Origin of the sequence: Streptomyces sp. KM273126 (assembly GCF_004337435.2) — a bacterium.
Classification (GTDB): domain Bacteria; phylum Actinomycetota; class Actinomycetes; order Streptomycetales; family Streptomycetaceae; genus Streptomyces; species Streptomyces acidicola.
This window is the reverse complement of the sequence record NZ_SJXB02000002.1, coordinates 268,426-282,783: the sequence shown is the minus strand read 5'-3', so window position 1 is coordinate 282,783 and position 14,358 is coordinate 268,426. Positions and strand designations below refer to the sequence as shown.

Genomic DNA, 14,358 nt, shown 5'->3' with positions numbered 1-14,358 from the left:
CGTCCCGCCGCCGCACCGGGCAGAGTCACCGGCATGAGACTTCTTGTGCTGGGCGGTACGGAGTTCGTGGGGCGGGCCGTCGTGGAGTCGGCGCTCCGGCGCGGCTGGGAGGTGACCGTCTTCCACCGGGGACGGCACGCGCCCCCGCCCGGCGTGCGGTCGTTGCACGGCGACCGCACCGCCGACGACGGGCTCGCCGCGCTCGCCGACGGCGGCCCGTGGGACGCCGTCGTCGACACCTGGTCGGCGGCGCCCCGCGCCGTGCGGGAGGCGGCGCGGCTGCTGCGGGGCCGCGCCGGCCGGTACGCGTACGTGTCCAGCCGCTCGGTGTACGCCTATCCCCCGGCGGGCGGGACCGGCGAGGACGCGCTGCTGGTCGAGGGCGCCTCGGCCGACGCCGAGCAGACCGAGTACGCGCAGGACAAGCGGGGCGGGGAGCTGGCCGCCGTCGAGGCGTTCGGCGCGGACGACTCGCTGCTGGTACGGGCCGGGCTGATCCTCGGCCCGTACGAGAACGTCGGCCGGCTGCCCTGGTGGCTGACCCGGATCGCCCGCGGCGGCCCGGTCCTGGCGCCGGGCCCGCGCGATCTGCCCCTTCAGTACGTCGACGTGCGCGACCTGGCCGACTGGACGCTCGGCGCGGTGGAGAGGGGGCTCGGTGGCCCGTACAACCTGGTCAGCCCGCCCGGGCACACCACGATGGGCGGGTTCCTTGCGGCGTGCGTCGAGGCCACCGGCGGCGACGCGCGGCTGTGCTGGACCGATCCGCAGGTCGTCCTGGACGCCGGGATCGAGCCGTGGGTCGAGCTGCCGGTGTGGGTGCCGCCGGACGGTGCCCTGTACGACGCCCTGCACCGCGCGGACGTCTCACGGGCGCTGGCGACGGGCCTCGTGTGCCGTCCCGTCGGCGAGACCGTCGCCGACACCTGGGCGTGGCTGCGGGACATCGGCGGCACGGCGCCGCAGCGGCCGGACCGGACCAGCAAGGGCCTCGACCCGCAGGTGGAGGCGAGGGTGCTCGCCGCGGCGGAGGGTGTAGCTGACACCACCCCCTGACCGGGGGCTCCGCCCCGTGACCGCCGCCCCCGGTTCGGCGAGACTGGCGGCATGGACACGCAGAGCAAGGGCCCCCGGAACGCCGGCGGCCGGACGCGCGCCGTCATGACCGCCGGAGTCCGGGGACTCGCTCTCTCGGTCGTCGCCCTCGCCGGTTCGATCACCCTGTTCGTTCTGTCCGTCGTGTCGATCGCACTCGTCCCGCTGGGCGTCGGGATCGTCACGACGTCCTGGGTGCTGACCGGTGTCCGGGCCTTCGCGAACTGGCGGCGGCTGGTGGCCGCGCAGTGGTGCGGGGTGCGGATCCCGCCCGGATACCGGCCCCTTCCGGAAGGGGCGAACCCGTGGGCGCGGACCTTCGGCATGCTCGGCGACCCGGCGACCTGGCGGGACCTCGGCTGGCTCCTGGTGGACATGACCGCCGGGTTCGTGACCGCGCTGCTGCCCGCCGCACTGCTGGTGTATCCGGTGGAGGGCTTCGCGCTGGCGGCCGGACTGTGGCGGGCCTTCACGGACGGCAGCAGGGTGGGCTGGTGGTACGGCTTCGTGCCGGTCTCCGGGCAGGGCAGCGCGCTGCTCGCCGGACTGCTCGGCGCGGTGCTGCTCGCCGCCGCGTACGCCCTCACCCCGCCGCTGCTGCGCGTCCACTTCCTGCTGACCCGTTCGGTGCTCTCCGCCGGGCAGGGCGAACTCGCCGAACGGGTCCGTGTGTTGACCGAGACCCGGCGGGACGCGGTGGACACCTCGGCCGCCGAACTGCGGCGCATCGAGCGGGACCTGCACGACGGGGCGCAGGCCCGGCTGGTCGCGATGGGCATGGACCTGGGAACCGTCGAGGCGCTGCTCGACAAGGACCCGGCGAAGGCGCGGCAGTTGCTCGCGCAGGCCCGCCGCAACTCCGCCGAGGCCCTCGGCGAACTGCGTGACCTGGTGCGCGGCATCCATCCGCCGGTACTGGCCGAACGCGGGCTGGGCGACGCGGTACGGGCGTTGGCGCTGCGGCTGCCCGTGGCCACCGAGGTGACCGTGGAGCTGGACGGGCGGGCGGACGCGCCGGTCGAGTCGGCCGCGTACTTCGCGATCAGCGAGGTGCTGACCAACGCGGTCAAGCACTCCGGCGCCGAGCGGATCTGGGTCGACCTGCACCAAGTGGCGCAGGACGGCGGCCTGCTACGGATCACGGTCACCGACAACGGCAGGGGCGGCGCGCGGATCGGCGCGGGCTCGGGGCTGGCCGGAGTGGAGCGGCGACTGGGTACATTCGACGGCGTCCTGGCCGTCAGCAGCCCCGTGGGCGGCCCCACCATGGTCACCATGGAGATCCCTTGCGCGTAGTCCTGGCCGAGGACCTGTTCCTGCTCCGTGACGGGCTGGTCCGGCTCCTGGAGGCGTACGACTTCGAGATCGCCGCCGCGGTCGAGAGCGGGCCCGAACTCACCCGCGCGCTGGCCGAGTTGAGGCCGGACATCGCCGTCGTCGACGTCAGGCTGCCGCCCTCGCACACCGACGAGGGGCTCCAGTGCGCGCTCCAGGCCCGCCGGGAGCGGCCCGGGCTGCCCGTGCTGGTGCTGTCGCAGCACGTGGAGCAGCTGTACGCGCGGGAGCTGCTCGCCGACGGCACGGGCGGGATCGGGTATCTGCTGAAGGACCGGGTGTTCGACGCCGACCAGTTCATCGACGCGGTACGGCGGGTCGCCGCGGGCGGTACGGCGATGGACCCCCAGGTGATCCAGCAGTTGCTCACCCGGCGGGCGGTGGACGACCGGCCGCTGGGCCGGCTCACGCCGCGTGAGCTGGAGGTGCTGGAGCTGATGGCGCAGGGCCGCTCGAACGCGGCGATCGCCGAGCGACTTGTGGTGACGGAACGGGCTATCGCCAAACACACCTCCAATATTTTCGCCAAATTGGGACTTGAGGTGTCGGACGACGACAATCGTCGTGTGCTCGCGGTCCTCGCGTATTTGGATCATGGCCACTGAATGTGGTGCCGAATGTGATGCTGAATGTGATTCGGCGATTACTGAACCTCGTTCAAAAGTCGACAGGCTACCCCCCTCAACTGCCGTTGAAACCTGGGCATCTGTACCCTTTGCGCCCGAATTGGAAGCACTGACTTCTGATTTTTTCCAAGGTTTCTGAACACCTCACGAGCCCCTTGCGTATGAGATGGAGCCGCTTCACTCCTGTCGGGCGCCTCGATGCCCCGCAAGGAAGTCAGAGGAGTTCCATGGGACGCAACACAAGAAAACGTCGTTCGCCGCTGGCCGTGCGCGCCGTAGCCGCATCCGCGGCTCTGGCGGTCGCCGGAGGTGGACTGGTCTGGGCGAACTTCTACGCCTCGGCGGGCGAGTCGTCGGACCGGAACAACATCAAGGCCGCCGCCGCGCAGGTCGCGACGATCGACTGCCCGGATGTCGGCCAGCAGCTCACCGATGTGCCGGACGGCGCCCGGCAGGGCGTTGACCAGGAGCTGGCGAAGCTCGACCAGCAGGTCACCGAGGCCTACAAGCGCCTCGCCGACACGCGCCAGGCCCAGGCCGGGGATTCCAGTTACGTCAACAACGCCATCCTCAGCCCGCTGAAGTCCAAGCGGGTGGCCACCATCGACCGGATCGGCATCAACATCAAGCGCGCGGGCGGTAAGCCCCCGCGGGGTGCCGACCAGCTCGCCGAGTGCAAGGGCATGGAGGTCGACCAGCCCGCCGCCGGTGGAGGCCAGAACCAGGGTGGTGGCCAGAACCAGGGTGGCCAGGACCAGGGCCAGAACCAGGGCGGTCAGGACCAGGGCCAGAACCAGGGTGACGGTCAGAACCAGGGCGGCCAGGACCAGGGCCAGGGTCAGGACCAGGGTCAGGGCCAGGGCGGAAACGGTCCGACCGCGGACGACTTCCAGGACATCACCCAGGTCCAGCCGAACGGCGGCCCGAAGGGCGTCGGCGGAAACGGCCTCCCCGCGAACGGTGACGGTGGTTCGACCGGCACCTTCACCACGAGCTGTGGCACCAACAGCAACAACCTCCACAACTCGGACAACGTGATCGTCGCTCCGGGTGTCAGCAACGGTGCGCAGCACCAGCACGACTACGTCGGCAACCAGAGCAACAACGCCTTCGCGAGCGACCAGGACCTGGCGGCCGCTGAGACCAGCTGCCAGAACCAGGGCGACAAGTCGTCGTACTTCTGGCCGGTGCTGCGTGTGCAGAACGGTCAGGACGACTTCGACGCGAACGCCGCCGGTGGTGGCCAGGACGGCAACGTGGGTCAGATCCTGGAGCCCAGCGCGGCAGAGCTGAAGTTCGTCGGCAACAAGACGAGCGATGTCGTCGCGATGCCGACCGCCCTGCGCATCATCACCGGTGACGCCAAGTCCTTCGTGAACGGCCTCGCCAACGCCAACACGAACTGGAGCTGCACCGGCTTCGAGGACCGGCAGCTGACGGACAAGTACCCGATCTGCCCCGACGGCAGCTCCGTGGTGCGGACGTCCAACTTCCAGAGCTGCTGGGACGGCCAGAACATCGACAGCGCCAACCACCGCACGCACGTGGCCTTCGTCCAGCAGGACGGCAGCTGCGGCAACGGTTTCCAGGCCATCCCCCAGCTCCAGGTCCGCCTCGTCTACGACGTTCAGGCCCCGCAGATCCAGAACGGGCAGATCCAGAACGCCTTCGCGGTGGACTCCTTCCCGGACCAGCTGCACAAGGCGATCACCGACCACAACGACTTCATCAACTTCTTCGACGAGAACACGATGAACCAGGTGGTCGACTGCATCAACAGCGGCCAGGACTGCCAGTAGCGCAGCCGGTAGCACACAGGTAAGCCGGCGGTGGGAATTCCCACCGCCGGCTTTCGATTGTCCTCGAACGTCCTGCGCGTCAGCCGCTGTGCGGTCAGCCGTTACGCCGCCGGCCGTTGCACGGTCAGTGACCGCCGTTCATGTGGGCGGACCCCTCCTCCATGGTCCCGCCGAGCCGGCCGCGCAGCCCCGTGACCGTCTTCTGCTCGCCGATGGCGACCCACTTGCGGCCGACGAGGTAGTAGCCGCCGTAGTCCTTGGCCCCGTTGAGCCACTCGCGCTGGCCGCGGTCGGTGGCGAAGGTCGCGAGGACGAACTTGCCGTTGAAGTCGCCGTCGGCGTTCTTGCAGATGGCCTGGCGGATCGTGTCCGCGTCCGTCTGCATGTCCGGCTTGCAGCCCACCTCGCTCGCGATGTGCTCCAGACTCCCGGTCGCGGTCTCGGGGAGCTTCTTCTCCCCGCCCCCGCCGCCGTCGCCCGAGCCGCAGCCGGTCAGCACCATCAGGGCCGCGACCGCCGCGACCGCGCTCCCCGCAAGCTTCTGCCTCGTCACACTCATTCGTACGTACCTCCGGGTCCCCGGGTCCTGTTCCGGCCCACGCCGCTGAGAGCCCCGGCGGGGGCCCTGCCTTCGATACGGCTCCCGCACGCCCGGCGCTCAATCGGCCCCTGCCCCGACGCGGGCGGCAAGGTGACCATCCAACGATTCGCTCGTTCTGCTGAACGTGCAGTCACAGGATGTCGCCCCACGCCCCCCAGTCCCCACCACCGAACCGGCCGTCGATGTCGATGTCGAACAGGCCGAGGCCGCGCTCGTCGAGCACTACCCACGACTCGTCCGGCTCGCCTACCTCGTGCTGCCGCCCGCCCTCGGCCGCACCCGCCGGGTCCTGACGGCGCACGCCCTCACCCAGCGGGCACTCCCACGGGGCCGTTCGGCGAAGTCCGTGATCCCGGCACCGGCGACGGGCAGCGACGGCGGCCCGGGCTACGGCTACGTCCGCCTCCAGGTCCTGCGTACGGCGCTGGAGGCCGGCCGTCCGCTGAGGCTCCGGCCCCTGCCCAAGCGCTCGCAACTGCCCCCGCTGCTGCCGCAGGTGTGGGGCCTGCGCCTGTTCCCCCGCTCCGGCGGGGCAGACGAACTCGCCCTGGATCAGCGCCTGTCGGCCCTCTCGGGCCCCGCACGGGCCGCGTACGTCCTGCGGGGCCTGGAGAAGCTGACCGACGCCGACGTACGGAAGGTGCTGGACGCGGCCGGGGTCGAGGACCCGGGGACCGCGCTGAAGGAGGCGGGCGGCGTTCCGCCCGAGGACGCCCTGCTCGGCTCCCCCGAGTTCGACCCCTGTTCGCTCCAGGCCAGGCCCACCGACCTGATGCGGCGCCGACAGCACATGAAGGCCGCGCTCGCCGCCACGGCCGCGGCACTCGTGTGCGGGGCGCTGCTCGTCATGCCCGGAGACGGCTGGGGCCCCGACGGGGCGGCCGCACCCCCGTACGCGCGGAACCCGGCCGCCGAAGCCGCCCTGGACCCCGGCAGGTTGGCGACCGCGTCGGCATCCGCCTGGAAGACGTCCACGCGCACCGGTTTCTCCGTGTGGCCCGCACGCGGAACGCTCACCGAGGACAAGGCGCTGCTACGGCGCGCGCTCGCCGTGTGGGCGCGGCCCGGAGAGTCCGTCCAGGTCTCGGCGACCCCCGGCACCCCGGCCGGCGCCCCGCCCGGACCGCCGCAGCTGCTGTACGCGGGCGTGGTCGACTCCGCACGCGTCGTGCTGCTGTACGACGGGCTGCGCGTCGCGCGGTACGCCGAACCGAAGGAGGGCACGGGCGGGGCCGCGCTGGACTTCGCGCGGGTGGACGGGGCGACCGGGCCCGAGGCGAGCGCGGTGGTGCTCGACCGGGCCGACGGCAACGTCCGCTATCTGATGGCGCCCTGGGTGAGGAAGGTGACCGTACGGGACCTGATGAAGCCGGCCGGCGGGACGTCGGCGCTGCCGGTGGCGGCGGACGGGGTGACGGGCGCGTTCGCGAGCCCCGCGCTGCAACAGGGCGCGTGCCGCTCGTGGAACGTGCTCCAGCTGAGCGGCGCGTCGGGCTCCCGGCTGCTGACCGACCTCGCCGAGCTTACCCCCGCGCGCCTGACCACCGGGCGGCCGTCCGCGCCTCGCGATGCGTCGAAGGAGCTCGGGACCTGGTCACCGTATGCCTGCTCGCTGGCCGCCGCGCGGGCGCAGGGCGTGCGCTCCGTGAACGCCTGGCAGTACGCCCAGCAGACGCTGCCCGACGCGACCGGGACGGCGTCCTGGGTGTGCACGCGGGCCGAGACCTGGCGGGGTGGCGGCACACGGGTGCTGGCCCAGTTCCACGCGTCGGCCGCACGGTTCGGAGCGGTCGCCGCCAAGGCCGACGACTCCCCCGCGTGCGGCGCCCGTGACCCGCACCTCCTCGCCGGTGTGCTGTGGAAGTCGGGCACGGGCACCTGGTACCTGCTCGCCGCCGGCAGCCAGGACACGACCTCGGTCACCGCGACGGGCGGGATCAGCGGGTCCGCCCAGGGCAATGTGCTGGCCGTACGCGCGAAGCGGGGTGCGGAGGCCAAGTTGAAGGGCACCCTGGCCGAGGGCCGGCCGATCACGGGGCTGAGGTGAGCGCGTTCGGTGACCGGTTTGCACCGAAGCCGTGAAAAATCTTGACCGATCTGGTCCGTTGGAGGCCGAATCCGATCGGTAGGGTGTCCGTATGACAACCGGGGTTCGCCGCAGGATGGGAGTCGAGGAGCGGCGGCAGCAGTTGATCGGCGTCGCCCTTGAACTGTTCAGCCGACGCTCACCCGACGAGGTCTCCATCGACGAGATAGCGTCCGCCGCAGGCATCTCGCGGCCGCTGGTCTACCACTACTTTCCCGGCAAGCTCAGCCTCTACGAAGCCGCGTTGAAGCGCGCCTCCGACGACCTGGCCGCCCGCTTCCTGGAACCGCAGGAGGGCCCTCTGGGTGCCCGGCTGCTGCGCGTGATGCGCCGCTACTTCGACTTCGTCGAGGAGCACGGGCCCGGCTTCTCGGCACTGATGCGCGGCGGACCGGCGGTCCCCGGGGACGGACCCCGCTCCCGGGACGCCGTGTCCCGCACCAACGCCCTCATCGACGGCGTGCGCCAGGCCGCGTACGACCAGATCCTCGCCCACCTGAGAATCGAGGACCCGCCCGCCCGGCTGGAGCTGGTGATCCGCTCCTGGATCTCCCTCGCCGAGTCCACTGCCCTGATCTGGCTGGACGGCCGGCGCATCCCGCGGGGGGAACTCGAGGCGCAACTCGTCCACGACTTCGCCGCGTTGGCGGCGGTGAGCGCCGCGTACGACGAGGAGATGGCGGAGCTGCTGCGCCGCATACTCAAGGACGAGCCGACGGACGGCCCGTTCACGGACCTGGTTGGCCGCTTGGTGGCACTGGGAGCGCCCCGGTAGGAGGCGCTCCCCGGCGGGCGGCGTACGGCGCGACTACGCGTCGAACTTCCTGTACGACGCGTCAAGATCCCGCACCTCGGCCGACGCGTGCAACGCCGCCCCCGCACCGGGCTTCACATACGTGCGGAGCAGCTCCAGCACCGCCTCGGTGAGCCGCGCCTTCGTCTCGTCCGTACGCCCCGCCAGCAGCCCCAGCGTCACATGGACGACCACATGACCGTCCTCGTCCCGCCCCACGGTCGTGTCCTCGGTCGCACGGAACTGCGTCTTGCACGCCTCGTACTTCGCGGCGGCGATCCCCACCACCGCGTCGTGCAGGGCGAGCGCGAAACCGCGCCGGTCGAAGCCCTCGGAGAGGCGCGCTGAGTAGTCGACGGTGATCTGCGGCATGAACACTCCTGTGGTGGGACCGGTTGGGCTCACCCTAACCGCGGGGCCGGCAGGCAGCGCGATGCGAGGTGCGCGGGGCCGTGCTACCGCGTGCCCCGGGCGAAGAGCGCGACGGTACGCCCCGGAACGGAGAACGTCCCCGATTCCGCCGCGTACGACGAGGTCCGGACGACGGGGTCCGCGCCCGCGGCCTGGACGGGGTGCAGCGCGTACGCCGTCCCGGACAGGTCCGCGATCCGCTGCTCCTGCCGCTCGGGAGTCGCGTTGAGGACGACAACCAGGTCGCCGAGTTCCATGGTGATGACGCCGGGTGTCTCGTCCTTGCCGGAGAGCGGGAAGGTCAGCGCCGCCTGTACCTGGTCGGCGGTGTCGAGCGAGAACACGTCTTCGGTGGTGCGGATGCGCAGCAGGTCCCGGTAGGCGGCCGAGGTCCCCCGGATCTGCTCGCAGCCCACCGCGACCGAGGTCAGCAGGGGTTTGGCGTAGGGCCACTTGGACTCGTTGTCGGCGGCCATCGGCAGCCCGCGTCCGAAGCCGTTGCCGTCGCGGCAGTCCCAGTGGACGGCGTTGAACCAGTCGCCGCTGTCGTACGAGTTGCGGTCCAGCGACTTGGAGCGCAGCAGGTCGGTGCCGGCCTGGGAGAGCGCGGGGCCCTGCGAGAGGGCGGCCGTGGCCATGGCGAGGACCTGCATCCGGGCCCGGTCGTCCGCGCTCGCGGATCTCGGCAGCTTGTAGGCGAGCGCGTCGAACAGTGACTCGTTGTCGTGGGCGTCGGCGTAGGCGAGGGCGTCGCCGGGTACGTCGGCGTAACCGGCGGGTGAGCCGTTGTAGTCGACCTCGGAGCCCTTGACCCTTTTGCCGCTGGTGTCGGTGAAGGTGAACGACGCCAGGTTGCCGCTGAGCCCCACCTTGATCAGATCCTGGTAGTGCAGCAGCCGCGCCCGCTGCTCGGCCGGACTCCCGTTGCTCGCCGACGAGTTGGGGGCGGTGTACAGCCCGGAGGCGAAGCCCTGCACACCCGGGTCGTCGTCGAACGGGCCGCCGCCGCGGACGGCGTCACGCGCACGGTCGGAGAAGGTCGCGACGCCCGTCCCCGCCATGTGCCGCTGCGTCGCCTGGACGAACCGGGCGTCGTCGGCGACCTCGCCGAAGTTCCAGCCCTCCCCGTACAGGATGATCTTCTTGCCGTCCACGCCGTCCTTGTCGAGGGTGAGCGCGTCAAGTGCCTTGCGTACGGCGAGGATGTTGGCCTTCGGGTGGTGCCCCATCAGGTCGAAGCGGAACCCGTCGACCTTGTACTCCCTGGCCCAGGTGACGATCGAGTCCACGACCAGTTTGCCCATCATGGCGTTCTCGGGGGCGGTGTTCGCGCAGCAGGTGGAGGTGGCCACCGAGCCGTCCGCGAGGAGCCGGTGGTAGTAGCCGGGCACCACCTTGTCGAGCACGGAGGTGGGGGCCTGCCCGCTGGCGGTGGTGTGGTTGTAGACCACGTCCATCACGACCCCGAGGCCGTCGTCGTTGAGCGCCTTGACCATCTTCCGGAACTCGACCGTGCGCCGGGTGCCGTCCGGGTCGGTCGCGTACGAGCCCTCCGGCACCGTGTAGTGGTACGGGTCGTAGCCCCAGTTGTAGGCGTCCTTCGCGGCGGCCTTCGCCACGCACTCCTGCTGTTCGCCGGAGTCGGCGGCGTACGAGCCGAGATCGCAGTCGACGGTCGTCTGGTCCGCCTTCTTCTCCGGGATGGTGGCGATGTCGAAGGCGGGCAGCAGGTGCACGTAAGACGTGCCGGACGCGGCGAGCTTCCGCAGGTGCTCGGAGCCGTCGCTGTCCTTGTCGGTGAAGGCGAGGTAGGTGCCCCGGTCCTTCGCGGGCACGGTGCTGTCCGCGACCGAGAAGTCCCGGATGTGCAGCTCCTGGATCTGCGCGTCCTTGAGCGGCACCGCCTCGGGTTTCCGGTACGAGGACCAGCCGCTGGGGGCCAGTGACCGGTCGTCCAGGTCGACGACGAGGCTGCGCTCGGAGTCGGCGGTCAGGGCGAGCGAGTACGGGTCGGTGACGTGGTTGGTGACGACCTTCCCCACACGCGGGGCCCAGACCTTGACGACGTACCGGTAGGGCTTGTTCTTCCAGGACTTCCCGCCGGTGACGGCCCAGACGCCGGTGGTGTCGTCCCGCTTCATGGCCACGGAGGTGCCGTCGAGGTCCAGGGACACGGACTGCGCGGTGGGCGCCCACACGGCGAGCGTGGGACGGCCGCCCCGGAAGACCGGTCCGAGGGCGGCACCGGTCCCGTCGTACAGGTCGTCCAGCACTCCGGCGATCTGGACGCCGGTCGCCGCGAGCACCGCGCCGTTCGCTGCCCGCTGCGAGGCCACGACCTGGCCGCGCAGGGCCTCACGCACCCGGTCGCGGTCGCGCGGGTCGACCGACCAGGCGGTGTACGAGCTCAAGTGCGGGAACTTCGCCTTCTGGGCGTCGGTGAGGCCGGCCCTGTCCAGCCGCAGCCAGCGCTCGTCCTCGCTCGTCAGCGTGGAGTCACGCACCTCGATGGAGCCGCTTGGCGAGTACAGCAGCTGGGTGGACGCAGCGGTGTCGCTGCCGTTCCAGGCGACGGTGTTCCGGTCGATCCAGACCGCCTTGGAGGTGGTCAGGTCGAGGGCGGCGGCGGAGCCGGCCGGCTGCGGAAGCAGGTACTTCTCCTGCCCGTTCAGGAGCCACACCTCATGGCCGTCGGCCTTGAGGTCCAGCGACTGGTCGGCGGGGAGGTCCTTCTCGTCGCCCTTGTGGATGATGTAACCGAGACTGGTGGCCCCGTCGGTGAGCGGCACTTCGAACACCGCGCCGTAGGCGTCGGTCCGCACCGGCTGCAGGGGCTTCGACCAGTCCGTGGGCTGCGCGGCACCGGACCACACGTGCAGGCCCCAGCCGTCGTAGTTGCCGTCGGCGCGCTGGTAGTGCAGGACGGCCTTGGTCGTGTCCTGCTCCGGGTAGTCGGCCGTGGGCTTCTCCGTCCGTACGGCCTCCTCGCCCTGCTCGATCCACACCTCACCGGTGTTCGTGACGTCGATCGAACGGTCGGCGGAGACGTCCTTGTTTCCCTCCTTGTCGATGACGAGGAAGCCCACGGTCGAGGCGCCCGGCTTGAGCTTGACGTAGGCGAAGGCGCCGTACGCGTCACGGCCGGTGAAGGGATGGCTGTCGGGCCAGGTGGTGCCCTCCCCGTCGGCGAGGTCGCCCCAGGCGTACAGGCCCCAGTCGTCGTAGTCGCCGTCGGTGCGCTTGTAGTGGACGATCGCGTAGTCGCGGGAGGAGGCGGTGGGGATCTCGGGGGCGGGCGGAGTGCCGGTGGCCGACCCGGCGGTCGCACTCACCGTACGGCCGGCGGAGTCGATGACCACTGCCTTGTACCGCAGGGCGGTTCCGGACGGTACGTCCTTGCCGATGGTCTGGGTGACCTTGTACGGCGCGCGGTCGGCGGACCCGAGCGTCTTCCACGGGCCGTTGCCGGTCTGGGCGGCGAAGACGACGCGGTTGAGCTGCCCGCCCTCGACGTCGGCGCCGATCTCGACGGTGCCGGTGGCGCCGGTGGCCGGGGCCTTGAGGGCGATGGTGGGCTTGGTGGCGGGCTTGGCGAGCCCGTCGGCCGCCTTGAGGACGACCGAGGAGCCGGCCGGGACCGTGACGGTGATCGTCCTGTCGGAGCCGCTGGTGAGGGACTTGTCCGTCCCGTAGATGCCCCGGAACCGCATGTCCGCTGAACCGGTCGCGAAGGTCGCCGTCTCCGCGTCCTCGGCGTTGTTGAAGGCGACGACGTATTCGGTGCCGGTCTTCGCGTCCGTACGGGAGAAGGCGTACACGCCCGCGCCGTCAGCCGCGTACCGCTCCGTCTGCACCCCGTCGGCGAGCGCGGGGTTGGCCTTGCGGAGCTCGGCGAGAGCACTGATCTGCTGATAGAGCGGTGCTCTCGTGTCGTACGCGTCGCCGGCATGGGTGCGGTCCGTGCCGATCTGGTCGTCGTCGAGGTAGTCGGCCGTACGGGACGCGAACATCGTCTGGCGGGCGTCCTTGTCACCGCCGGAACCGGTGAAGCCCTGCTCGTCGCCGTAGTAGACGACGGGGTTGCCGCGGCTGAGGAACATCAGCTCATTGGCGAACCGGTCCTTCTTCAGCAGCTCGGCGTCGGACGCGTTCGGGTTGTCCTGCTTGAGGAAGTACCCCACACGTCCCATGTCGTGGTTGCCGAGGAAGGTGACCTGCTCGTACGCGTTGGCCTTGTCGGTCGTGTACTTGTAGTCGTCGCCGAAGACGGAGGCCAGCTTCTTCGCGCTGCCGCCCTGGGAGGCGTACGACCGTGCCGCGTCCTGGAAGGGGAAGTCGAGCGTGGAGTCGAGGCGGCCCTGGGTGACGTAGGGCGCGGTGACGGACGTGTCGGCGGAGTAGACCTCACCGAACATGAAGAAGTCGTCGCGCCCTTGTTCGGCCGCGTAGGCGTCCAGGGCGGTGGCCCACTGGGTCCAGAACTCCATGTTGACGTGCTTCACGGTGTCGATCCGGAAGCCGTCGATGCCGAAGTCCCTGACCCAGCGCTGGTAGATCTTCTCCATGCCCTCGACGACCTCGGGACGCTCGGTCCACAGGTCGTCGAGGCCTGAGAAGTCTCCGTGGGTCGTCGACTCACCTGCGTACGTCGAATCGCCCCGGTTGTGATACATCGTCGGGTCGTTGAGCCAGGACGGGACCTTTGTGTCCCGCGTGACCTTCGGCTTCCGTGGAAAGGCGGCGGCGTCGACAGCGGGGAACTCGGAAGTGCCCGCGTACTCCGCGTCGTCGAAGGGCTCGCCGTCCTTCGTCAGGTACGGGAAGGCGCCCTTGGAGAGGTAGTCGTAGGACTTCTCCTCATAGTCGACGACATCGGCGGTGTGGTTGGTGATGACGTCGAAGAAGACCTTCATACCCTTGGCGTGCGCCTTGGAGACAAGGGTCTCCAGGTCCTTGTTCGTCCCGAAGTGCGGGTCGACCTGGGTGAAGTCGGTGATCCAGTAACCGTGGTAGCCGGCGGAGGCGTTGCTGCCGGTGCCCTGCACGGGCTGGTTCTTGAAGATGGGCGCCATCCAGATGGCGGTGGTCCCCAGCCCCTTGATGTAGTCGAGCCTCTGGGTCAGGCCCTTGAGGTCGCCGCCCTGGTAGAAGCCCTTGTCGGTGGGGTCGTACCCGGTGGCGAGCCGGGAACCGGTCAGACCGCCCTTGTCATTGGCGGTGCTGCCGTTGGCGAAACGGTCCGGCAGGACGAAGTAGAACTGCTCGCGGGTGAGGTCGTGGCGGCTTGCGGCCTTCGCGAGGGATGCGTCGGACGGGGGCGGAGGCGGGGTGCCGGCCCGTGCCGCGAGGGGCTGGACGAGGACCGCGGCGAGGGCGGTCACGGTGACGGCTGCGGTGACGGCCGGGGTAACGGCCGCGGCTCTTCCGGCACGGTTGGTACGGCGCGTCCGGGGCGCCGGCCATCTCGGTATCACAGGTCTGAACTCCTTGCGACTTCGGCTCGAACAGGTCCGGCCCCACGCCGCGGCACGGCTCCTGCGCCGGGCGCCGGCGCGACCGTATCGCCGACGAAAGCCTTACAGCAAGAGTCTTGAAAACCCCGGCAAGAGATT

The 14,358-nt window shown here is 70.6% G+C and carries 9 protein-coding genes; 6 read left to right on the top strand and 3 right to left on the bottom strand.

Features of this window, described 5'->3' with window-relative positions; genetic code table 11:
- Nucleotides 1-33: 33 nt before the first annotated feature.
- From E0500_RS31820 to E0500_RS31805, 4 genes are all read left to right on the top strand, one after another.
- The gene (locus E0500_RS31820; RefSeq protein ID WP_181587301.1) at nt 34-1,056 is read left to right on the top strand and encodes an NAD-dependent epimerase/dehydratase family protein; all 1,023 of its coding nucleotides are present in this window, start codon (nt 34-36) and stop codon (nt 1,054-1,056) included.
- A gap of 51 nt (nt 1,057-1,107) precedes the next feature.
- Nucleotides 1,108-2,391, top strand: a complete 1,284-nt coding sequence (locus E0500_RS31815) for a sensor histidine kinase (RefSeq protein WP_131559168.1) — start codon at nt 1,108-1,110, stop codon at nt 2,389-2,391.
- The gene (locus E0500_RS31810; protein ID WP_131559167.1) at nt 2,382-3,035 is read left to right on the top strand and encodes a response regulator transcription factor; all 654 of its coding nucleotides are present in this window, start codon (nt 2,382-2,384) and stop codon (nt 3,033-3,035) included. Before E0500_RS31815 ends, E0500_RS31810 begins: the two co-directional genes overlap by 10 nt.
- Before the next feature lie 248 nt (nt 3,036-3,283).
- Nucleotides 3,284-4,855 carry a DUF1996 domain-containing protein gene (locus E0500_RS31805; protein WP_131559165.1) on the top strand — a complete coding sequence of 524 codons (1,572 nt, stop codon included), beginning with the start codon at nt 3,284-3,286 and terminating at the stop codon, nt 4,853-4,855.
- Nucleotides 4,856-4,979: 124 nt separating this feature from the next.
- On the opposite strand, the gene E0500_RS31800 is transcribed toward E0500_RS31805, so the two are convergent.
- A complete protein-coding gene (locus E0500_RS31800; protein WP_181587300.1) occupies nt 4,980-5,414 on the bottom strand; it encodes a hypothetical protein in 435 nt (144 codons plus the stop codon).
- Between the two features lie 166 nt (nt 5,415-5,580).
- On the opposite strand from E0500_RS31800, the gene E0500_RS31795 reads away from it, so the two are divergent.
- A complete protein-coding gene (locus E0500_RS31795) occupies nt 5,581-7,503 on the top strand; it encodes a hypothetical protein (RefSeq protein ID WP_131559163.1) in 1,923 nt (640 codons plus the stop codon).
- Nucleotides 7,504-7,594: 91 nt separating this feature from the next.
- Nucleotides 7,595-8,317: a TetR/AcrR family transcriptional regulator gene (locus E0500_RS31790; protein WP_131559162.1), complete on the top strand. Its 723-nt coding sequence runs from the start codon at nt 7,595-7,597 to the stop codon at nt 8,315-8,317.
- A 33-nt stretch (nt 8,318-8,350) separates the two neighbouring features.
- On the opposite strand, the gene E0500_RS31785 is transcribed toward E0500_RS31790, so the two are convergent.
- On the bottom strand, nt 8,351-8,707 hold the full coding sequence (locus tag E0500_RS31785) for a 5-carboxymethyl-2-hydroxymuconate Delta-isomerase (protein ID WP_131559160.1): 357 nt from the start codon (nt 8,705-8,707) through the stop codon (nt 8,351-8,353).
- Nucleotides 8,708-8,790: 83 nt separating this feature from the next.
- Nucleotides 8,791-14,220 carry a pullulanase-type alpha-1,6-glucosidase gene (pulA, locus tag E0500_RS31780; protein WP_131559158.1) on the bottom strand — a complete coding sequence of 1,810 codons (5,430 nt, stop codon included), beginning with the start codon at nt 14,218-14,220 and terminating at the stop codon, nt 8,791-8,793.
- Nucleotides 14,221-14,358 lie beyond the last annotated feature (138 nt).

What these genes read in the sequence shown, in the direction of transcription:
- E0500_RS31820 (WP_181587301.1), top strand. Translation starts at nt 34, where the DNA reads ATGAGACTTCTTGTGCTGGGCGGTACGGAGTTCGTGGGGCGGGCCGTC.
- E0500_RS31815 (WP_131559168.1), top strand. Translation starts at nt 1,108, where the DNA reads ATGGACACGCAGAGCAAGGGCCCCCGGAACGCCGGCGGCCGGACGCGC.
- E0500_RS31805 (WP_131559165.1), top strand. Translation starts at nt 3,284, where the DNA reads ATGGGACGCAACACAAGAAAACGTCGTTCGCCGCTGGCCGTGCGCGCC.
- E0500_RS31800 (WP_181587300.1), bottom strand. Translation starts at nt 5,414, where the DNA reads ATGAGTGTGACGAGGCAGAAGCTTGCGGGGAGCGCGGTCGCGGCGGTC.
- E0500_RS31790 (WP_131559162.1), top strand. Translation starts at nt 7,595, where the DNA reads ATGACAACCGGGGTTCGCCGCAGGATGGGAGTCGAGGAGCGGCGGCAG.
- E0500_RS31785 (WP_131559160.1), bottom strand. Translation starts at nt 8,707, where the DNA reads ATGCCGCAGATCACCGTCGACTACTCAGCGCGCCTCTCCGAGGGCTTC.